At 59.0% G+C, this 20,063-nt stretch carries 17 protein-coding genes and 1 riboswitch; of the genes, 5 read left to right on the forward strand and 12 right to left on the reverse strand.

What is annotated here, in order from left to right:
- Positions 1-36 precede the first annotated feature (36 nt).
- On the reverse strand, positions 37-1,035 hold the full coding sequence (locus tag OLX77_RS12965) for a DUF2806 domain-containing protein (RefSeq protein WP_307634034.1): 999 nt from the start codon (positions 1,033-1,035) through the stop codon (positions 37-39).
- Between the two features lie 104 nt (positions 1,036-1,139).
- Entirely contained in the window at positions 1,140-1,937 is a 798-nt protein-coding gene (locus OLX77_RS12970; RefSeq protein WP_307634035.1) for a type I restriction enzyme HsdR N-terminal domain-containing protein, read from the reverse strand.
- Positions 1,938-2,313: 376 nt separating this feature from the next.
- Here OLX77_RS12970 and OLX77_RS12975 point away from each other — a divergent pair, with 376 nt between their 5' ends.
- Positions 2,314-2,730: a rhodanese-like domain-containing protein gene (locus OLX77_RS12975; protein WP_307634036.1), complete on the forward strand. Its 417-nt coding sequence runs from the start codon at positions 2,314-2,316 to the stop codon at positions 2,728-2,730.
- Between the two features lie 312 nt (positions 2,731-3,042).
- On the opposite strand, the gene OLX77_RS12980 is transcribed toward OLX77_RS12975, so the two are convergent.
- The 9 genes from OLX77_RS12980 to OLX77_RS13020 all read right to left on the reverse strand — a co-directional run bounded on the left by OLX77_RS12980 (position 3,043) and on the right by OLX77_RS13020 (position 13,066).
- Positions 3,043-3,651 carry a DedA family protein gene (locus OLX77_RS12980; RefSeq protein ID WP_307634037.1) on the reverse strand — a complete coding sequence of 203 codons (609 nt, stop codon included), beginning with the start codon at positions 3,649-3,651 and terminating at the stop codon, positions 3,043-3,045.
- Positions 3,652-3,754: 103 nt separating this feature from the next.
- Positions 3,755-4,264, reverse strand: a complete 510-nt coding sequence (locus tag OLX77_RS12985) for a hypothetical protein (protein ID WP_307634038.1) — start codon at positions 4,262-4,264, stop codon at positions 3,755-3,757.
- 106 nt (positions 4,265-4,370) lie between these two features.
- Entirely contained in the window at positions 4,371-4,721 is a 351-nt protein-coding gene (locus OLX77_RS12990; RefSeq protein ID WP_307634039.1) for an IscA/HesB family protein, read from the reverse strand.
- Positions 4,722-4,760: 39 nt separating this feature from the next.
- Complete coding sequence (locus OLX77_RS12995) at positions 4,761-5,360, reverse strand: hydrogenase iron-sulfur subunit (protein WP_371877477.1); 600 nt, start codon at positions 5,358-5,360, stop codon at positions 4,761-4,763.
- Positions 5,353-8,424, reverse strand: a complete 3,072-nt coding sequence (locus tag OLX77_RS13000; protein ID WP_307634040.1) for an FAD-dependent oxidoreductase — start codon at positions 8,422-8,424, stop codon at positions 5,353-5,355. The genes OLX77_RS12995 and OLX77_RS13000 overlap by 8 nt, the downstream gene beginning before the upstream one ends.
- A gap of 424 nt (positions 8,425-8,848) precedes the next feature.
- Entirely contained in the window at positions 8,849-9,304 is a 456-nt protein-coding gene (locus OLX77_RS13005; RefSeq protein WP_307634041.1) for a hypothetical protein, read from the reverse strand.
- A gap of 77 nt (positions 9,305-9,381) precedes the next feature.
- Positions 9,382-10,170: a DUF4198 domain-containing protein gene (locus tag OLX77_RS13010; RefSeq protein WP_307634042.1), complete on the reverse strand. Its 789-nt coding sequence runs from the start codon at positions 10,168-10,170 to the stop codon at positions 9,382-9,384.
- Between the two features lie 24 nt (positions 10,171-10,194).
- Entirely contained in the window at positions 10,195-12,186 is a 1,992-nt protein-coding gene (locus OLX77_RS13015) for a TonB-dependent receptor plug domain-containing protein (RefSeq protein WP_307634043.1), read from the reverse strand.
- A gap of 40 nt (positions 12,187-12,226) precedes the next feature.
- Positions 12,227-13,066, reverse strand: a complete 840-nt coding sequence (locus OLX77_RS13020; protein ID WP_307634044.1) for an energy transducer TonB — start codon at positions 13,064-13,066, stop codon at positions 12,227-12,229.
- A 280-nt stretch (positions 13,067-13,346) separates the two neighbouring features.
- Positions 13,347-13,531, forward strand: a riboswitch (cobalamin riboswitch).
- A gap of 153 nt (positions 13,532-13,684) precedes the next feature.
- Between OLX77_RS13020 and OLX77_RS13025 the strand changes: the two genes are divergently transcribed.
- From OLX77_RS13025 to OLX77_RS13040, 4 genes are all read left to right on the forward strand, one after another.
- A complete protein-coding gene (locus OLX77_RS13025) occupies positions 13,685-15,601 on the forward strand; it encodes a TonB-dependent receptor plug domain-containing protein (RefSeq protein ID WP_307634045.1) in 1,917 nt (638 codons plus the stop codon).
- 10 nt (positions 15,602-15,611) lie between these two features.
- The gene (locus OLX77_RS13030) at positions 15,612-16,508 is read left to right on the forward strand and encodes an ABC transporter substrate-binding protein (RefSeq protein WP_307634046.1); all 897 of its coding nucleotides are present in this window, start codon (positions 15,612-15,614) and stop codon (positions 16,506-16,508) included.
- Positions 16,509-16,600: 92 nt separating this feature from the next.
- Positions 16,601-16,981: an ArsR/SmtB family transcription factor gene (locus OLX77_RS13035; protein ID WP_307634047.1), complete on the forward strand. Its 381-nt coding sequence runs from the start codon at positions 16,601-16,603 to the stop codon at positions 16,979-16,981.
- 4 nt (positions 16,982-16,985) lie between these two features.
- Positions 16,986-18,131: an SO_0444 family Cu/Zn efflux transporter gene (locus tag OLX77_RS13040; protein ID WP_307634048.1), complete on the forward strand. Its 1,146-nt coding sequence runs from the start codon at positions 16,986-16,988 to the stop codon at positions 18,129-18,131.
- Here the strand turns inward: OLX77_RS13040 and OLX77_RS13045 are convergent.
- Entirely contained in the window at positions 18,124-19,854 is a 1,731-nt protein-coding gene (locus tag OLX77_RS13045) for an ATP-binding protein (protein WP_307634049.1), read from the reverse strand. The two genes, OLX77_RS13040 and OLX77_RS13045, sit on opposite strands and share 8 nt — an antisense overlap.
- Between the last annotated feature and the right edge of the window lie 209 nt (positions 19,855-20,063).

Raw genomic sequence — 20,063 nt, forward strand, 5'->3', positions numbered from 1 at the left:
GGTTGCGAGCCTCCCTCTCGAATTTCGAGTTAGCACTTATTTTGCGTTTGCGTCTATATCTGTCATCAACCACTGTTTCTCGCCGGCATCCGGATTGAGCCTAAACGTTCCTAATTGGCATTTAAGGCCGTGGCGCTCGAAGGACTTGACCAGCTGACGTAGATGCGAATCATGAAACGGACTCCGATCAAATACACTATTGAGCTGGCGAGCAATGTGCGTAAGCTCTATTGTAGGGACTGTAAATGACCAGCCATCTTCCGTTGGCGATTCGTTTCGTATTCCAAGACATTGATCCCCTCTCCTCCATACAAGTACAGTGGCAGCCGGGTCGGGTCCGCTCTTCCAAGTTCGGACGGTTCCCCACGCAGAGCTCAATAACCCGATTTCCTCCAGCAACGTGAACTGGGGTCTGGTTATTCCCGCACCAACGTAAAAATCCTCCCATTCATCTTCTTTTGAACCAATGGCAAATTCAGTCGATTTTCTCTTGAAATTCACAAGAGGCTCGTCCATGCTAAACACACAATCCCCCCCTAGCGAATAGTTACACAACACGTGAAATATCGACGCTTCCTCGCTAGACAAACTTCTTGTCAGTTCTAGTGCTCTCATTGAAAATGAACCTGGGCGCGACACCTCCCCGCTCAGCAGCCGCCCCCATAAACGCTGCATTTCTTCATTCGATACGTCTTCTGCATAACTAAAAAATCGAGCGATCCAGTCTGAATCAACAGATTGCTCTGATACTTCATTTGGCATTGTTTTTTTTGCTTCAGAGACAACTGCACACAAATTTCGGTGTCGCTTTGCTTCTCTATACTCAACTCTTACCGCGATTTGAGATCCGGTTGTGGCAAGGTCGGCGGAGGCCACCAACAGATTGGCTTTTTCAAGTGTCGCTTGGGCATCTACCAAGGCTTTTGCATCGCGCCGGATCAGCCAAGGACGAGCTATTGCGCCAATTCCTTCGGCGCACACCTCGATCAATTTTCTGAGGGGTTCTGAAAGACCCGCAGCGTCCTTTATATCCATAATTTTCTCAACAGGATTTCAAAAGCAAAAAAAGGGGACGGAGCCCGATTTTCCGGAGTACAAAATATCAGGCTCCATCCCCTATTTTGCATTAGGTTCGACACTCACATTGCTGCTTCAGCCGCTTGTTTCACCGGAGCCGCCACTTCGCTGCCAAGCTTTTTCTTCTGCCGATTCGCCGTCGCCAACCGCCGTTTGGCTTTACCTGCTTCCTCACCCTCCAAAACGTCGCGTTTGAGCACCAAGTTCTGCAAAGATGCCAAAATCTGCTCTTCGGTTATCTTCACGCCCTTGCCGATACCCATCAGTTGACGGCGGATGGCAGCCACTACTGGCTCGGTCATGAGCGTTGCCGCAACCATGTGCTTGCTGGTCAACTGGCATTCCTCATGGAATGTGGCTATGGCTGATTTGCTCACTCCCTCCTTGCTGATCAGAAAAAAGAAGTCGGTGAGCATTGGCAGTTTGGTCGTATCTGAAAAACTGAAATCAAAAGCTACTTCGGTTTTTATCGGCTTTCCGAAGATCACCCGATGGGCCTGCCAGTGGTCGCCATTGGTAAGCATGACCCACTCTATACCCTCGCTGGCCGCGTAGCCGATGGCCTGGCGCAGATGCGCTTCCTTAAGCGGAATATTGATAGCCTTAACCTCTATCAAAAAAGTAGGCTTGTCATCCCCTGTCTTGATAGCCAAGTCGCAATATGTGCCACGGATCACATACTCGCTGGTGATCTCGGTGTACTTGTCATATCCGCAGATAGTGGAAAGCATATCCACCACGATAGTCACGGTGTCTGACTCGTTTACGTCTCGCGCCTTGGCTCCCTCGATGACCTTTGCAAAAGCTTTGATGCCCGCCTTAATTCGGTCCTCAGCCCTTTTTGGTATAGTCGCCATCATCCCCCTCTCCTGTGTGCTTTTCTGAAAAAACTAGAAAGAAACGAGGGCACTTCCCAGTTTCTTTCACCTTCAGGTTTAATCTCGGAGCCAATCCATAGTTTCAGAAATTTCCCACCGTGACCTGCCGATGCAGTAAAACAAATCACCCTATCAACCCCTAGCAACAAACACAACACCGAAAAAATACGGGGCTAAGTACGGGGCGGCAATAAATATCTCAATTCATCACGACACCCTCCGCCGAAAATCGCCCCTCTCTACCTCATTCTTTTTCCCGATAAATCCCAACCACTTATTTCGTTATTACCTATTGGCCTTCCCCTCCTCCCTGCTGGTACATAGTTATCCTCAACTTTCACCCAAACGGAGGAATACCATGTTCAAAAGAATCGCATTATCCCTGGCCTTTACCCTGGTGGCTGCCGCACCCGCCCTGGCGACCAACTACATCACCCCGGCAAACCTCAAGAAGATGCTGGACGAAAAGCAGGAGGTGATCCTGGTGGATATCCAGCCTGCGGACCAGTTCGAGAAACACCATCTGCCGGGCTCCATCGAAACCAACGCCTTCCCCGCGAAAAGCGACGAGGAAAAAGCGCGTCTGGACAAGACCCTGCCCACCATCAACGCCAGCAAGGCGCCGGTGACGGTGCTCTGCCCCAGGGGCAAGAGCGGGGCGAAAAACAGCTACGACTACCTGCAGAGCAAGGGGGTGGATGAGAAGCGGCTTCAGATATTAGAGGGGGGAATTGCGGACTGGCCTTATAAGGAGATGTTTGTTACCGGGCGTTAAGAGCTGACAGGTGGACCTGACGAAAGCTGGAGTACAGAAAGCATAAGTGGTGCTGCTGAGTCTCGTTCTTCTGTTCATTTCTTTGCGTGCCCAAAGAAACGAACCAAAGAAAGGGCACCCTGTGTCTCTTGTCCCGCCAAAGGCGGGATACCCTGTGCTCCTCAAAACTGCCGGGGCTTTGCAAACTCGCTTCGCTCAGACAGTGCAAATCCCTTTTCGGCAGTTTTTCCGGTGCTCGGCGGCGGGCCAATGGGATTTTTACAACTGAAAGAATAAAGAAAGAGGGCATCCCAGTGGACTGCCCTCTTTTTTTTACCCACGTTCGTCTTCTTTTTTGGGCTGTAGCTTGATGTAAACGATGATAATCAGGGCGGAAAGCCCGAGCACCCCGTAGAGGATCTGGTGGGAGTAGGCGAAAATCAGATCCTGGTTGCTGCCGATGAAATAGCCGAGCCAGGAAAGCACCGTCACCCAGATCCCGGCGCCCAACAGGGTGTAGAGGGAAAACTTCAGGTGGTTCATGCCGGAGAGTCCGGCGGGCAGAGAAATGAGGTGGCGCACCACCGGCAGGAGGCGGCCGATGAAGGTCGAGATTTCCCCGTGCCGCAGGAAAAAGGTCTCCACCTTGGCAAACTTCTCCTCGGTGATCCAGACATACTTGCCGTACTTGATCAGCAGCGGCCTGCCCAGATACTGGGAGGCGAAATAATTGAGGTAGGCGCCAAAGAGGCTGCCGAAGGTGCCGCAGAGAATAACGGCCCACATCTCCATCTTCCCCGCCTGCACGAGATAGCCGGCCGGCGGCATGACCAGCTCGCTGGGGATGGGAATCACCGAACTCTCCATGGCCATCAGGATAAAGATTCCCGGATAGCCCATGGCCCCGACCGTGGCCACAAGCCAGTTGATGATTTCGTGCATCGCGCGCTCCTTGCTTGGTTGATGGAGCGCTATTCTATACGGTTTGCACCAAAAAGACGACCCTTTATCGCGGGGGATTCACCCCCCGTAACACCCTTACCCCTCACTCCTGCCGGGCGGAATCGTTTTTGCAGAGCCCGGCAAAGATCTCGCGCAGCAGCCGCTCATCCAGCCTGGCCAGCAGCTCTTCTTCGTATTCATCCCGCTCCACTTCCGAAGTGCTCAAGGCCGCCTCTGGCCCTGGGGTTTCCGCCGCTCGCAGGGGGACGGGCTCGGAGTCGATCTCATCCTGATAGTCGCGGTTGTTTTCTATCCAGCGCTGACAGTCGTCGTGGCTGCCGATATAGGTGAAGATCAGCCGCCGCTCCCTTTTTAAGCCGATGAGCCTAAAGCCGCAGGAAAGATCGTACTTGCGGCAGTCGTTGAGGCGCAGCTCCCCGTGCCGGGTGCGCTTGCATTCCGCCTCCTCGTGCAGGGGATCGCGCTGCAGATCGGCGATGATCCGTTCGGCCCGGGCCGCCACGATCCGCTCGTTCTTGCCGGCCTTGGCCATGGCCACCAGCCGTTTGGCAAACTTGCGGGTTTGATGGATCTCCAGACAGACAATCTCCATGCTCATCTCCGGCAGCCGCAGCCTCGCGTCCGCCAATCCTCGGGGGGGTTCAGCACAGCAAACCGAAGCCCGCCAGCCATGGGCCGGGGGCTTCGAAGACCAGTTTTCAGCAAGCGCAGGAACCGCTGGAGCAGGAGCCCCCGCCGCAGCCGCCACCGTCCAGTTTCTTCTCCGAACTCACCGCGAAACCGCCCCCGCCGCCGCAGCCGCAACCCGAGGAGGCTTTGACGAAATCGACCTTGATGGCGCCGGTGGCGGCAAACATCCCGCCATCCACGAGAAAGGTGATGCCGCCTTCCTCAAACACCCGGTCGGAGTCCTTTTTTTCATCCAGGCCAAGACCCAGGCTTACCCCGGCGCAGCCGCTCTGCATGACCACCCGGATGGCCGAGTCGAGATTGTTTTTTGCCAGATGTTCCTTGAGATTGGTGATCGCCGATTGGGTTACTTCAAGCATGGTCTTGCTCCTTGTGTGGGTTGACTGACAATAGAGGTTTCAGACAAACAGCTCGTTGAGAGCCTTATCGCATTTTTCCGCCACCAGCCCGGCAATGGCCTCGCGCCCGAAATCGCCCGTTTTCATCATCTCGCGGGAGGCGTTGAGCAGGCCGGTCCTCAGCTTACGATCCCTGGCCGCTTCCGCCGCCAGAGTGAGCTTGCCCCGCAGGATGAGGGGATCAAGCCCCTCGCTGCTGCCGAGAGGCCCGAGTTTCGCCGCCTGTTCGGTGAAGCGGGTGATGATCTTGACGAAGTTCGGCCCCTCGGCCGCCGAAGCCCATTCGATGAGCAAGCGCTCCCGGCTCACTCCCAGCCGGGCCAACGCCTCATGCACCAGAGCCCCGGAGACCAGGGCGTGGTAGTTGCCGTCCTGATAATGGCACTCGCCGGGATGGCAGCCGCCGACGAAGATGGCGTCGGCGCCGCCGGCCAATCCTTCCAGGGGAAAGGAGGGATCGAGCCTGCCGGAACACATGATCCGGATGACCCGCAGGTTGGGAGGATACTGATAGCGCCCGACCCCGGCCGAATCGGCGGCGGTGTAGCAGCACCAGTTGCAGAGAAAACCTAAAATCTTCGGTTGGTAAACATCACTCATGGTCATGCTCCTTTGCAAAGGCGTGAATCTGGGCCCGGATCCCCTCCAGGGTGAAGCGCCCCATGTCGATGGCCATGGTGGGGCAGCGGGCCGCGCACACCCCGCACCCCTTGCAGGAGGCGGTCAGGATCTGCGCCTTGCGGGGCTTGACCTCCTTGTCGATCTTGATCGCCTTGTAGGGGCAAAATGTTTCGCAGGCTCCGCAGCCGATGCAGAGATCCGGATCGACCTGGGAGACAATGGGCTCCGGGGAGATGGCCCCCTTGGCCAGGGGCTGACAGGCCCGGCCCGCAGCGGCCTGGGCCTGGGCGATGGTCTCGTCCATGGTCTTGGGGCCATGGGCCAGGCCGCAGACATAGACCCCGTCCACCGCCAGATCCACGGGGCGCAGTTTGACGTGCGCCTCCAGATAAAACTTGTCCGCGGTCACCGGCACCTTGAGCATCCGGGCCAGCTCGGACGGGTCCTCCGGCACGATGCCCACCGAGAGAACGACGAGATCCACCTCCCGGGCCACCTCCTGCCCGAGAATCGGGTCGAAGACCTCTACGATGAGCGGGCTGCTCTTGCCGCGCCCGGCCCGGACCCGGGGCGGGTTGTCCGGGTTGTAGCGGGTGAAGAGCACGCCAAGCTCCCGGGCCTTGCGATACTCGTCTTCGAGAAAACCGTAGGCCCGCATGTCCCGGTAGAAAATGGTGATACTCAAAGCCGGATCAAGCGCCTTGAGGCGCAGGCTGTTCTTCAGGGCCTGGCCGCAGCAGACCCGGCTGCAATAGGCAAGATCCTCGCCCCGGGAGCCCACGCACTGGATCATCGCCACCTGCTTGGTCTTGGCGGCAAGCGGTCGGCCCGAAGCGAGCTTTTTTTCCAAGGCCAGCTGGGTCATCACCCGCTCGGAAACCCCGTGCAGGTATTGCTGGGGTGCATACGCTCTGCCGCCGGTGGCGATCACCGCCACCCCGTGATGCAACACCTCGCTGCCGGTCTCCCCGGCGATGGTGGTGGTGAAGTTGCCCACATAGCCGGAGATGCTGGCCACCCTGCTCTTGGTGCGCACGGTGATGCGCGGATGCGCCTGCACCCTGTTGAGCAAGGTTTGCATGGCTTTCCGGGGATCATCGCCAAAGCGATCCGCGCTGAGCAGCAGCGCCCGACCGCCCAAGGTCGCAGCCTCCTCGACCAGGGTGGTGGCGAAACCCTGCTCGCCGATGGCGAGCGCCGCAGTCAGCCCGGCCAAACCGCCCCCGATCACCAGGGCCGCCGGGGTGACCGGCAGCCGCTGTTCCGGCAGGGCGGTAAGGTGGGCCGCCTTGGCGACGGCCATGCGGACCAGATCCTTGGCCTTGTCCGTGGCCTGTTGCGGTTCGTGCATGTGCACCCAGGAGCATTGATCCCGGATATTGGCCATCTCGAACAGGGCCCGGTTCAAACCCGCATCCCGCAGGGTCGCCTGAAAAAGCGGCTCGTGGGTCCGGGGGGTGCAGGCGGAGACCACGATCCGGTTGAGGTTATGTTTTTTGATGATCTCCACCAGATGCTGCTGGGTATCCTGGGAACAGGAATAGAGGTTGTCGGTGGCATAGACCACCCCGGGCAGCTCCCTGGCGTAATCGCGCACCGCCCGGACATCCACGACCCCGGCGATATTGATCCCGCAATGGCAGACAAAGACCCCGATGCGGGGTTCCTCGCCTGCGATATCGCGCTCCGGCGGAAACTCGGCCCTGGTCATCTCGCTGCCGCGTGCCAAAGCCAATTGCCCGGAACACAGCGCTGCGGCCCCGCCCGCCTGGGTCACCGAATCGGGGATATCCTTGGGTCCCTGGAAGGCGCCGATCACCTGGACACCGGGACGGCTGGTGGCCAGAGGCGTGTAGGTGCCGGTTTGCGCGAAGTGATAGCGGTTCAGGTCGATGCCGGCCGCCCGCCCGAGCTGCTCGGCATCGTCCGGCGCCTCCAGCCCCTGGGAGAGGACGACCAGATCGAATTTTTCGCCATGATGCTTGCCGTCCTCGGTGGACCAGTTGAGCAGCAAGCCGCCGTCGAAGACATCCTCCACCTTGGGCGGCCGCGCATAGATCACCCGGAAGTTGCCTTCGGCAATGGCCCGCTCCCTGGCCGCATCGAACCCCTTGCCGTGGGTGCGGACGTCCATGTAGAAGAGGGTGATCTCGCAGTGCGGATCGTGTTCGCGGGCCAGGGTTGCCTGCTTGATCGCGTACATGCAGCAGACCGAGGAGCAGTAGTTGTTGCCGCACATCTCATCGCGGGAGCCGATGCACTGCAAGAAAGCGATCTTACGGGGATGCTTTTCGTCCGAGGGCCGGACGATCTCGCCGCCGGTGGGGCCGGAGGCGCACATCAGCCGCTCGTGCTCGAAGGCAGTGAGCACATCGGCAAACCTCCCCCAGCCGTAGCGGCCGAGCACCTCCTCGCTCACCCGCCCGAAGCCCGGGGCCAAAATCACCGCGCCCACCGGGATCTCCAGAACCTCTTCCCGTTGGTCGAAACGGATGGCCCCGGCCTGACAGACAGAGGCGCAGAGGCCGCAGGTCTCGTAATTGAGCTTGAGGCAGGATTTGGGGTCGATGTGGTAGCTGGTGGGTACGGCCTGGGCGTAATCGATGTGGGCCGCGTTGGTGCTGGCCAGATTCTCGTTGTATTCGTCGCCGATCTGCTTGAGGCAATAGAGGGTGCATTGGCCGCAGCCGGTGCAGATCTCCTCGTCGATATAGCGGGGCTGCTTGCGGATCTTGGCCGTGAAACGGCCGGACTCTCCCTCAAGGGCGATGAGTTCCGACAGGGTCAGGATGACGATGTTGGGGTCCCGCCCCGCCTCCACCAGTTTGGGGGCCAGGATGCAGAGCGAGCAGTCGTTGGTGGGAAAGGTCTTGTCCAGCCGGGCCATGACCCCGCCGATGGCGCCGCTTTTCTCGACAAGATAGACCTTGAGGCCGAGTTCGGTGAGATCGAGGGCGGCCTGTACCCCGGCCACCCCGCCGCCCACCACCATGACCGAACCGACCGTCTGCAGACCAGACGGATGGGCTTCGGATGCGTGCATAGTTCCTCCTTCACTGTACGTTGCCGGAAAAAACATTCCGGAAATGCCGCGGCCCTCTGCAACCGGCCACGGACAACGCCAGCGAACACGGAGGGAACTACCCGTGTTGACGCCTTGGACCGTGCAGCCGGCAGGAGGAGCCGCAATATCGTCCAGCCCGAACCGGGCCGGCCGGCTTACGCCGGGGTATTGCTCATGTATGCTGCACGATACGGGTCACAAAAATTCTCCTCAGGTGATGGCACGATTGGCTGGATTGCAGAAATTAGCGGGCGGGGCGGGCAAAGTCAAATCGAATGTTTCGACGAGGGAACGGCCATTGGATCATGTTTTTCGATGGAGCAAATCCGCGGCCTCGATCTGCTCTTTTTACGGGCACCTTGTTTTTTTACCAATGATCGGGAAACAACTGCTGGCTGCGATGCTATGCGCCCCCCCTCTTCTCCTTTCGCTTGCCGAGCAACACCCAAAGGCTGAAGGCAAAGAGCAGGATACTCATACCGACAAAACCCTTGGTGTATTGCGCCACCAGAGGTTTGTCGAAGGAGGCCATATAGAGGCTTTCCGCGACCCGGACGGTGACGGCGGCGCCATGGGCGCCGTGCTCCGCCTCGCCGACCACCGATATCCGCCACGCACCCGGCCGGTCCGGGAGAAAGGAGACGATGCCATTGCGGTCGGTCCTCCCCTTCTGGTGCGGGATGGCGTCTCCCGGCCCGAAGATCTCGTAGGCGGCGTAGCTGACCGGATCGTCCACCCCATAGAAGAGCCGGGCGCTGATGCCGCGGTTTTCCACCCGGTAATGGACGGCATGGGCGTGGGCCGGAGGCGCGGGGGCAGAGAAGAAGAACAGGACAAAAAGGGCACAGGCGAAGCGCATGCTTTTCCCTCCGGGGCAATGATTTCGCGGCGGCAGGGAGGATGGCCCGACCCGCCGCCGCGAAATCTTCTCTAGCGTTATCGGATCGTAAAGCTCAGGGTTGCCACGTAGGACTCCACATCGCACTCCTCGGGCCGGACAAAGGGCAGCGCATGCTGGGCCTTAAGGAGCCAAACCCCGGGCGATGCGATCCTAAGGCTGCCCCACCCGTTTGCATCGGTGGTAAATGGGTCGGCCGGGGTTTCCTTTTTCTCGGCAAGGGTGTGGTAGAGCGCAGCTATTTCTCCACTGTACGGTTTGCCCCTGAACAGGACCCGAACGGGAAGCATGTCCCCGACCTTGAGCCGGGCCGGGTTGGCCAGGGGGATGATCTCCAGGGGATGGCCGACCGCCTGGTCAACCGCGCCCTTCCCTGCCCCCAGCGAGACAACGCCTTTCATGGACATGGTGGACCAGGAGCATTTGACCACGTTGTCGAGCCCATTTTTACACTGCCTTTTCCCGCCGTCCACGGTCTTGGTGTAGAAACTCGCCTTCCGTTGCGCAGCAACCAGATAGGTGCCGCCCGCAAGCCCCCCTGGGGCGACAAATTCCGTCGCCGTGCTCGGCTGCAGGGCGATTTTCGCACCGGTTGCCGAGAGGAGGAAGGACTCCTCCAGATCATCGCCGCCCAGAAAATTTTCGGAGGGAAAGGTATGGCCCCAACCGAAACGGATGCGCGGTGCGTTTTTGGCTCCAGGCGCGGAATCTGCCATTTCGACCCACGGATAATGCGCCCGGGCCTCGCCTGCGCAGAGCAGAAGCATGGCCAGGAAAGCAACAAGGAAACAACGGGAGATGAACGGGGTATTGGTACGAGAATGCATGCTTTTCTCCTTCAGGTATGCGGGTTACAGGGTGAGATCGAACTTGAGCATAAGGGTTCGGCCGGTACGGAAATTCCCCTCATCCCCCTTGTCGGAGTCGAACACATTGTCCGCCTCCAGGGAGAGTTTGGCGTTTTTACGGAGTTGCTTGTAAATCTTGGCATCGACCACGGTATGGGTGTCGATCTGCGCGGTGTTGGCGGTGTCGGTGTACTGGCGCGAGCTCTGGGAGATGGTGGCGCTCATTCCCACCCCGTAATCCGCCAAGTCGTAGGCCGGGGTCAGGCTCACCTGATGCACCGGGGTATAGGGCAGAGCCTTGCCGTTTTCCCGGTTTTCCGAGTCGGTGTATGTATAGGCGAACGCCAGGGAACCGCCCCCCATCGCCCAGATCCTGCCCATAAGCTCGACCCCCTGGGTGGTGGCCTCCTCGACGTTCCGGTAAATCTGGAGGGGCAGACCGTTGTACAGGGTACCGGTATCTTCCCGGGTCACCAGTTCCTTGACCTCGTTACGAAAATAGCCGACGCTGAGCATTGCATTTTTTTCCGGCAGCCAGTGCTCGATTCCTGCCGAATAGCCGAGGGCGGTTTCCGGCTTGAGATCCGGATTGGCTTGCACGTAATAGGAGCCATGCCCGTACGGGGCGTCATAGTAAAGCTGGCGGATGGTGGGAGACTTGAAGGCCCTGCCCACCGAAGCGCGCAGGGTGGTGGCCGCGGAGAAGCGGTACATGGCGCTGAGTTTGGGATTGACCTCTTCCCCGAAAACGGAATGGTCGTCGTAGCGCACTCCCGGCACCAGGGTCATTTTCCCGCCCGGCAAGGTCAATTCATCCTGCAGGTAAAAGCTGGCGATGTCGATCTCCCGATCCACCCTGATGGTGCTGTTGTCCGCATTGTCGATTCTAAAATCGATGGACTGCCGCTGGAATTCCGCCCCGGAGGTGAGGGCATGGGTTTGGTTGGCGGTCCAGGTATATTGCCCCTCCATCTGCCGATAGGCTATGTCGCCGAATTTATGGCCGTAAGTGTTATCGAGATAGCCGTGGTCGAAATCCCAGTTGTAGGTGTAGCCCTTGAGCGAGAGAAAGTGGGCCGCACCGGGCTGCCAATCCGCCCCGGCCGACAACCGGTAACTCTGCTCCTTGCGGTCTGCCTCCTTGTCATAATCGCTCGCCTCCCCCTTGGCGAACAGGCGCAGCTGCTTGGTGGGATCGACATCCACCTTGAGCAGCACCGAATCGCGCTCCGAATCGATCCGGGACGCGCCGTTGTCCTGGGCGGATTCCCGATTGTACTGCAGCAGATAGCCGAGCTTTTCCAGCGGGCGGTCCCCGAAATATGCATAGGCCTGGGACTGATGGCGATTTTTATCCGCCGGCTCCTCCACCACCCCGTTTTTGAGCCGCTCCCTGACGGTGTACCAGCCATAGGCCGCTCCCGCCCCGACCACAGGCTCCTTGGGGGTGCGCCGGGTGATGATGTTGATCACCCCGGCCATGGCGTCGCTGCCGTAGAGGGCGGAGCCGGGCCCCTTCACCACCTCGATGCGCTCGACCATTTCCACCGGGATCTGATTGAGGCCGATGCCGTACTCCCCCATGCCGCCGCTCTGCCCCGAGCCCATCACCCTCTGGCCGTCCACCAGGATCAGGGCATAGCCGTCGTTGATGGAGAGCCCCCGCATCTTGGCATTCCAGGTATAGGTGCCGAAGGTATCGTCATGGGCGGAGACGGAGACCCCTGGGATGCTTTTCAGTATCCCCTCGATGTTCTGGGCGTTGGTTCTGTCGATCTCCTCCCGGCCGAGCACCAGGGTTTCCACCGGCGTGTCCTGCAGGGTGTGCGGGGTCTTGGTGCCGGTGACCACGATCTGATCCAGAATATGCGTGGCCGAATCCCCCCCTTCCTCCCCTGCCACGGCCTGCCCGCAGGGCAGCGCCAGGGCGACACCCCCCAGCATCGCCCCGCAGCGGACGGCAAAGCGCATGCTTCCTCTTGCCTCTTTCCCCATTCCCTTCCTCCTCTTCTGCTGATTGCAATGCCAGCCAAAATTACGACAAATTAAAGACAATATTCAGTTCGATGGTGATCGGCTCGGCAAGCAGATCCGCCGGCGGCTGCGGAAAGGGCGCGCCATCCTCCACGGCCTTGAGCGCAGCCCGGTCGAGGATCTCCTGCCCCGAACTCCTGCTGATGGTAAGGAGCTGCGCTTCTCCCGCACCGGTGAGGAGAAAGCGCACCCCGACCTTCCCTTCCAGCCCTCGTTTTCTGGCGATGAAGGGGTATTTTTTATATCGACCGATCCTCTCCCGAACGAGGCGTAGATACTGTGACAGGGTATGATCGTCAGTGCCGTGCTTTGCCGCCCCACCCCCCCCAGGAGGGTTTCCTGCAGCCACCTGCCCGTTACTCCTTGCCTCTGTGGATTGCCCCTCGCCGCCTCCCTCCATTGCCGCAACCGTCGGGATTTCCCGGGACAAGGCTTGCGCAAGGGAGTGCGCCGTGCTCTGTGCCGCCGATTCCGCTTCGGCCGCTTTGGCCTCCCCCCTCTCCTTGCGCGCCCGGGGTGAAGCCTTTCGTTCCGAAGTTTGCGGCTTTTTCTCCTGCCCTCCCGGCAGTGCGACCTCTCCGTACTCGACGGAAGACGGCGGGCCGAATAGGGTAACCTCGATGGCGCTCGCCCTTTTCGGGCTGGGGGTCGCGGCCAGCGAGAAAATGGCCGCGGCGTGCAGCAGCGAGGAGACAGAAAAGAAGAGCAGCCGGGTACTTCTCCTGTTTGCGGATGCCGTTTCGTTCCCCAAGTAAACCGGTCGGCGAAAATAACCGGACCACCACCGAGAAAGCGGGCAGAGAACCGAGACGGATGTCATTATCTCGCGCAGAAACCGCATGATTGCTCCAATTGCCAACAGGGATTGTGCCAAGGACACAACGTGCAAACGGGGTCGCCCTGTCCCACTTTTTCGGTAACACCAATTAAAATTCGGTAACACCGTAACGAGCAGGAAATCCGATTGCAAGCTAAATATTACAAATATAAAAAACGTAACACCGTGATCGCCAATTAACTCACTGTTTTCACAATAGAAAAATATCAAGAAAAAACACAAACGACTCAGGGAAGAAGTTTCCGTGCTATTTTTTCTCTTGCTCTTCCGGCTGCGCCCTATTAAATTCCCCCCTGTTTCAGGTGCTCTTAACCGAGCTTAATAGGGAACCCTGTGCGAATCAGGGACGGGCCCGCCGCTGTAACCGGGGACGAATTCCGCAACATGTCACTGTCCTCAACGGGATGGGAAGACGCGGGAGGAGGATGAACCGGGAGTCAGAAGACCTGCCTGAAAAAAACATAACAGACTGCCTCCGTGGACATGGGGCGACATGTATCTATCTTGGGAAAAATCAGGGATCCCCGGATCAATATTGTATTGGTCCGGGGATTTTTTTTGCCTGCGCGGGCAGAGAGATATCCTCGTGGCCGGGAACACAACCGAACCGAGGAGAAAAGCATGCAGAAGATCTACGTGATAACAGCCGCGCTGGTACTGGGCGCGACCATGGCGGCAAGAGCCGAGGAGACGGCGACCCGCTTGGAGGAGTTGGTAATAACCGCGACCCGTACCCCGGCGACGGTTGCCCAGGTTGGCGGCAGTTCGGTAACCGTGATAACCGCGCAGGAGATTGAAGCCAAACAGCAACTGACGGTTGAGGAGGTTCTAAAAAGCGCACCCGGCCTCAATGTTGTGGCCAACGGCGGACTGGGAACCAACACCTCGGTTTTCATCCGGGGCGCGGATGCGAAAAACACCCTGGTGCTGGTGGACGGCATCATGTTCAACGATCCCTCCGAGGCGAATCGCGGGGCAAACCTGGCAAACCTCACCACGGACAATATCGAACGCATCGAGATTGTCCGCGGCCCCATGAGTGTGCTGTTCGGCAGCAACGCCACTGCCGGGGTGATCAATATCATCACCAAGAAAGGGAAAGGACGGCCCGGCTATTATCTCGGAGGCGAAGCCGGTTCCCATGGCACCTGGAAAAGCTACGCCGGAAGCAGCGGCGCGGTGGAGCGATTCAACTATGCCTTGTCCCTCTCCCGCACCGAAGCCCAGGGTTTTTCCACGGCCGACGACAAGAATGACCGTATTCCCCATGCACATGGCACCACCTCGGAGAAAGACGGTTGGCGCAATACCACCTTTTCCGGCAAGGCAGGCTATCTGCTGACGCCGGATTGTGATATTTCCGCCCTCGCCCGCTCCATGAATTCGCGGGTGGATCTCGACAGCACGGTCAGCGGTTATCTGCAGGACAATAAGATCGGCAGCCCTCAGGAGAAGTATATCGACAGCAAGGAATTGCTCTCGAAGTTCAATGTCCATAACCGGTTCATGGATGGAGAGCTCGACGCAAACCTGTACTATCAGCACACCGGCAAAGAACGGATCATCATCAACGATTCTGGCCGCTCGCTCTATAACGGTGACAGCTCCGAGGTCGGGTGGCAAGGCACAGTGACGCCGGTTACGGCGAACACCGTTACGCTCGGCCTTTCCTATTTTGCCGAAGAGATGGATTCCTCCGGCGGTTTTATCGTTATCGACAAGCAAACGGCCACTGTGACCAGTTCCTGGCTGCAAGACCAGATTTCCCTGGGTGAGCGCGCGAATGTCGTGGTGGGGGCAAGGATAGACGACCATGACCGCTTTGGCAGCGCGGAGACCTATCGGGTTGCGCCCTCCTATCTGTTTGCGGCAACCGGCACCACGCTCAAGGGTGCGTATGGCACCGGTTTTCGCGCCCCCTCTCTTTTTGAGCTGTATGCCCCGGGGTATGGCGATTCAACTCTGGAGGCGGAGAAAAGCACGGGGTGGGATGCGGGCGTTGAGCAGGAACTGCCTGGCGAAAGGCTGACTGTCGGCATCACCTATTTTCAGGCAAGGTTTGATAATCTGATCCAATTTGACACAACCACCTGGAAATATAGCCAAGCCACGGGAGAAAGCACTACCCGGGGCGTGGAATCCTTTGCCCGCTTCAGCCCGTCGACGGCACTCGAGGTGACGCTGGCCTATACCTATACGGATACCGAGGATGCCGGGGGGGTTCGCCTGACGCGGCGGCCGCTGAGCAAGGGTTCGCTTTCCACCTCCTATCGTTTTTCCGAGAAGCTGCGCACCAATGCGGAGCTGCTCTGGGTCGGGGAGCGGGACGAAAACGGTACGGCCAAGGATAAAGACGGCAATCGGGTCTCTACCCTGGCCCCGTACACCGTGGTCAACCTGGCCGGCAGCTATGCGCTGACCGCCAGCCTGGATGTGTATGGACGCATCGACAACCTCTTTAACGAGCAATACGAAGAAGCGTGGAGCTATGCCACCCCTGGGCTTTCTTGCTATGGCGGGCTGAAGTACCATTTCTGAGGAGCCGAACATGAAGCGGATGATCCTGATTGTTTTTTTGCTCACCCTCATGCTGAGCGCAGCAGCCGTTGCCGCCTCGGAGAGGCAAAAACAGGCGGACCGGCATACTGCGCTGCCGGCCAGAGCGCAGCGCATCGTTTCCCTGGGCCCGCTCAACACCGAAAATCTCTATCTGCTCGGGGCCGGGGACCGTCTCGTCGGGGACACCAGTTACTGCGTCCGCCCGGAAGCGGCAAAGCATAAGCCGAAGATCGGCTCGGTCATGCAGGTTTCCATCGAGAAAATCATCAGCCTGCATCCCGACTTGGTGCTGGCCACCGCCTTGACCCGGCCGGAGCAGATAAACCAGCTGGAAAAGATGGGGGTGCGGATTGTCCGCTTCCGGCAGCCCGCATCCTTTGCCGAAATCTGCGGACAGTTTATCGAACTCGGAAAATTATTAGGCTTGGAAGAGCGGGCCCGGCAGATCGTCAGCCAGGCGCGGGAAGAGGTTGCCGCTCTGCAGCGCAGGCTCGTGCCTCTCCCGAAGAAAAAAGTCTTTCTCCAGGTAGGGAGCAGGCCGCTCTTTGCCTCGGTCCCAGGTTCATTTACCCACGACTTCATCGCCCTGGCCGGCGGCGTCAATATCGCCGGAGACCAACGTACCGGCACGATGCAGGTAGAAAAGGTCATCGCCGAAAATCCCGAGGTCATCATCATTGCCATCATGGGCTCGGAAACGGGCATTGCCGCGGAGGAGAAAAAAAACTGGCGGCAGATGTACGTCCTCAAGGCCGCGCAAACGGGAAGGATACATACCATTGATCCGGATCTGGTCTGTAGCCCATCGCCGGCAACCTTCACCCAGACGCTCCGGATCATTGCCACCTTGATCCACCCGGAACTCGACGGGCAAAAAGATGAGTGACGCCGCGCGGCAAGCCGCTTTGCGCACAGCTCTGCCCGACCCTCTTGAGACTTTTTGCTTGACACCCTCTGCGTACCGTTATATCTGAGTATATGCTCAGATATAAACAAGAAAACAAAGCCGCCGGCGGAGAACTCTGCCAATGCCGCATCATTCATGGGGAAAAGGTGCAGCGCGCCAAGGAGTCCCGCCTGCCCGGCGGAGAGGTGGAGCGCCTCGCCGATTTCTTCAAGGCCTTTGCCGACCCCACCCGTCTGAAAATTCTCCGGGCTCTCAGTGAAGAAGAGATGTGCGTCTGCGATCTCGCCGCCTTTCTCGGCATAAGCGAATCCGCGGTGAGCCATCAGCTGCGGATGCTCCGGCAGTTAGCGCTGGTGGCCAACCGTCGCGAGGGGGTAGTGCTTTATTATCACCTCACCGATGCGCATGTCAGCCAGCTGGTCCAAATTGCGCTTGAACATCTCAGGGAGTGAAGCCATGCACCTTCTCGTCAACATCTTCAGCGAATCCTGGCAGCTCCTGTTGGAGGCCTCAGCCTACATTCTCTTCGGCATCCTCATCGGCGGCCTGCTCAAGGTCTTTCTCTCGCCGAGCTATGTCGCCCGCCATCTGGGCCAGGGGCGTTACAGCTCGGTGCTCAAGGCGGCCCTGCTCGGCATTCCTCTGCCCTTATGCTCCTGCGGGGTTCTGCCCGCGGCGGCGGCCCTGAAACGGCAGGGAGCCAACAACGGGGCGACCACCGCCTTTCTCATCTCCACCCCGGAATCGGGCGTGGACTCCATCAGCGTCAGCTATGCCCTGCTCGACCCGATCATGACCGTGGCCCGGCCCCTGGCCGCCTTGATCTCCGCCCTCATCGCCGGCTGCATCGAAAACACCTTCAATCCGCCCCGGCCGCAATTGGCCATGGCCGCCGATCTTTCCTGCGCGGTGGACGGCTGTTGCAGCGGCATCGATTGCCCGCCCGCAGAACATGCCAATCACCACAGCTTTCCGGAAAAGATCCGGGCCGGAATGACCTATGCCTTTGGCGAACTCTGGGGAGATCTGGCGGGCTGGTTCTTTGCCGGGGTCCTGCTGGCCGGGATGATCTCGGCCCTGGTGCCCGACGACCTGATCACCACCTATCTTGGCGGGGGATTGCTCACCATGCTGCTGATGCTGGCCTTCGGCATCCCGCTCTATATCTGCGCCACCGCTTCCACCCCCATCGCCGCAGCGATGATCCTCAAGGGGGTCAGCCCCGGCGCGGCCCTGGTCTTTCTCCTGGTGGGTCCGGCCACCAACATGGCCACCCTCTCGGTGCTGGTCGGGTTGCTGGGAAAGCGCGCCACTGCAGTGTATCTCAGCTGCATCGGGATCACCGCAGTGATCTTCGGCTTGACCCTTGACTGGGTTTACGCGGCATACGGCATCTCGGCCAAGGCGGTGATCGGCCAGGCCGGGGAAATCATCCCCTATCCCCTCCAACTGGCCGCCGCCCTGCTGATTTTGGCCCTGTCAATACGACCTCTGGTTGCGACAATCCGGAGAAGGTTAAGGAAAAAAGCGGATGGGGCGGAAACTGGATGCGGATGCAGCGGAGGATGCGAGGACCATGGGGAGAAGGATAAAACTACTTGAAGATCGTCAGCGAATCCTCTTCCCCGGGCACCCCGTCGATGGGCAGGATGATGGTAAAAAGCGTCCCTTTGCCGCGGGTGCTCATGGCGGTGATATCGCCGCCGTGGCGCTTGATGATGCCGTAGCTCACGGAAAGGCCCAGCCCGGTGCCCTCCACCGCCGGTTTGGTTGAGAAAAACGGCTCGAAGATCGAACCCATATCCTTAACCCGGATCCCCTTGCCCGTATCCTGGATGAGAATGCGGACATTCTCCCCAACCAGCTCGGTGGTGATGGTGATGGTCCCGCCTGTTTCCGGCATGGCCTCTTCGGCGTTGCCGATCACGTTGAGGAGCACCTGCTTGATCTGATCCGGCACTGCCTGAATATTCGGCAGATTCGGGGAAAAATTGCGTTCCACCTGGATATGCCGGTCACTGAGCTTCTTTTTCCCGAGCAGGAGCAGCTCCTCGATAATCCGGTGCAGATCCACCGAGGCGACCTTGCCGGTGGTGGGCCGGTTGAAATCCTGCAGGGTGCTGATCAGATCCTTGACCCGCACGCATTCGGCGATGGCCACATCGAGCATCTCGGCATCGCCCTTCTCCAGCTTCACATACTTGCGCAGCCCCTGCAGGAAATTGCGGATGCCGATGATCGGGTTGCCGAATTCATGGGCGATGGAGGCGGCCAGCTTGCCCACGGCGCTGAATTTTTCCGCATGGAGCAGCTGCTCGTAGGTGCGGGTCAGCTGGGTGGTCCGCTCCGCGACCCGGGCCTCCAAGACGTCGTTCATCCGCCGCACCTCATCCTCCATGTGCTTGCGGTCCGTAACATCCTGCAAGGTTTCGATGGCGCCGATGATATCGCCGGCCAGATTCTTGATCGGCGCGGCGGTAAAAAAAAGCCACTTGCTCACATGGCCGAAGTCGAAAAAATCCTCCACCTCATAGGCCCCCTTGACCAGGGAGGAAGGGCGGTACTTGCCGTTGTAGAACTTGGCGATATGCTCCTCGCTGGCGCCATTGAGCACCAAATCGGCCAGAATAGGACGCTGATAGAGATAAAAGGCCTTCCACTGATACTGGGTGCCCACCATCTCGCTCGCGCTCAAGCCGGTCATCACGGCGCAGGCCTTGTTCCAGTGGGTGATTGTATGGTTTTCGTCGATAACAAAGGTGGGAATGGAACTGGCCTGCAGGATCTGGGAGAGCCGCTCCCCGCTTTCCAGAAGATCCTCCTCGGCCTGCTGCCGCTCGATGATCTCCTGGGCCAGAATCGCGTTGTATTCCTGATAGCTGTTGGTCCGGGCCGTAATCTGCTTTTCCAGGAGGTCATAGGCCCGGCGCAAATCCGCCTCGCGTCTGCGCTCCACGGTCACATCCCGGATCACCTCGGAAAAGCCGGCCACTCTCTCGTTGTGGTAGACCGGGCTGAAGGAGCGCTCGAAGGTACATACCCCCCCCTCCGGACAGGTCCGGCTGAAATCCACGGTGAATTTCTTGCCGGAAAGCGCGCGCTGATACAGGTCGCTGGCCCAAGCCCGCTGGCTGTTGGGCAAGACATACTGATGACGCGAACCGGGGCCCACGGTGAGATTGAAGACCTCTTTCAACAGACGGACATAGGCGGGGTTCACATAGACAAAGCGCGCCTCGGTATCCACCAGGGCCATACCTTCCGGCCTGGCTTCCAAAAGCGTGTTTGCATCGAGAACCGTCTGGGGAAACAAATTGCCTGCCATGAATGTGTCGCACCAAAAGAATAAAGGTTGGGGAAGCGTCTCCAGGGTAGCGTAAAGCAGAACCCACAAGTTTTCCATTAAAAAAAGCGAAAGCGCGGCGGGGGAAACAAGGCGAGAAGAGAAAAAAAGGACAAAAAAAACCCTTCCTTTTGAGGGGAAGGGTTTTACTACAAAAAAAGAATCGGCGGCGACCTACTCTCCCACCAAGC

The sequence above is a fragment of the Thiovibrio frasassiensis genome, from assembly GCF_029607905.1.
Lineage (GTDB): Bacteria > Desulfobacterota > Desulfobulbia > Desulfobulbales > Desulfurivibrionaceae > Thiovibrio > Thiovibrio frasassiensis.

What these genes read in the sequence shown, in the direction of transcription:
- OLX77_RS12965 (WP_307634034.1), bottom strand. Translation starts at nt 1,035, where the DNA reads ATGGATATAAAGGACGCTGCGGGTCTTTCAGAACCCCTCAGAAAATTG.
- OLX77_RS12970 (WP_307634035.1), bottom strand. Translation starts at nt 1,937, where the DNA reads ATGATGGCGACTATACCAAAAAGGGCTGAGGACCGAATTAAGGCGGGC.
- OLX77_RS12975 (WP_307634036.1), top strand. Translation starts at nt 2,314, where the DNA reads ATGTTCAAAAGAATCGCATTATCCCTGGCCTTTACCCTGGTGGCTGCC.
- OLX77_RS12980 (WP_307634037.1), bottom strand. Translation starts at nt 3,651, where the DNA reads ATGCACGAAATCATCAACTGGCTTGTGGCCACGGTCGGGGCCATGGGC.
- OLX77_RS12985 (WP_307634038.1), bottom strand. Translation starts at nt 4,264, where the DNA reads ATGGAGATTGTCTGTCTGGAGATCCATCAAACCCGCAAGTTTGCCAAA.
- OLX77_RS12990 (WP_307634039.1), bottom strand. Translation starts at nt 4,721, where the DNA reads ATGCTTGAAGTAACCCAATCGGCGATCACCAATCTCAAGGAACATCTG.
- OLX77_RS12995 (WP_371877477.1), bottom strand. Translation starts at nt 5,360, where the DNA reads ATGAGTGATGTTTACCAACCGAAGATTTTAGGTTTTCTCTGCAACTGG.
- OLX77_RS13000 (WP_307634040.1), bottom strand. Translation starts at nt 8,424, where the DNA reads ATGCACGCATCCGAAGCCCATCCGTCTGGTCTGCAGACGGTCGGTTCG.
- OLX77_RS13005 (WP_307634041.1), bottom strand. Translation starts at nt 9,304, where the DNA reads ATGCGCTTCGCCTGTGCCCTTTTTGTCCTGTTCTTCTTCTCTGCCCCC.
- OLX77_RS13010 (WP_307634042.1), bottom strand. Translation starts at nt 10,170, where the DNA reads ATGCATTCTCGTACCAATACCCCGTTCATCTCCCGTTGTTTCCTTGTT.
- OLX77_RS13015 (WP_307634043.1), bottom strand. Translation starts at nt 12,186, where the DNA reads ATGGGGAAAGAGGCAAGAGGAAGCATGCGCTTTGCCGTCCGCTGCGGG.
- OLX77_RS13020 (WP_307634044.1), bottom strand. Translation starts at nt 13,066, where the DNA reads ATGCGGTTTCTGCGCGAGATAATGACATCCGTCTCGGTTCTCTGCCCG.
- OLX77_RS13025 (WP_307634045.1), top strand. Translation starts at nt 13,685, where the DNA reads ATGCAGAAGATCTACGTGATAACAGCCGCGCTGGTACTGGGCGCGACC.
- OLX77_RS13030 (WP_307634046.1), top strand. Translation starts at nt 15,612, where the DNA reads ATGAAGCGGATGATCCTGATTGTTTTTTTGCTCACCCTCATGCTGAGC.
- OLX77_RS13035 (WP_307634047.1), top strand. Translation starts at nt 16,601, where the DNA reads ATGCTCAGATATAAACAAGAAAACAAAGCCGCCGGCGGAGAACTCTGC.
- OLX77_RS13040 (WP_307634048.1), top strand. Translation starts at nt 16,986, where the DNA reads ATGCACCTTCTCGTCAACATCTTCAGCGAATCCTGGCAGCTCCTGTTG.
- OLX77_RS13045 (WP_307634049.1), bottom strand. Translation starts at nt 19,854, where the DNA reads ATGGCAGGCAATTTGTTTCCCCAGACGGTTCTCGATGCAAACACGCTT.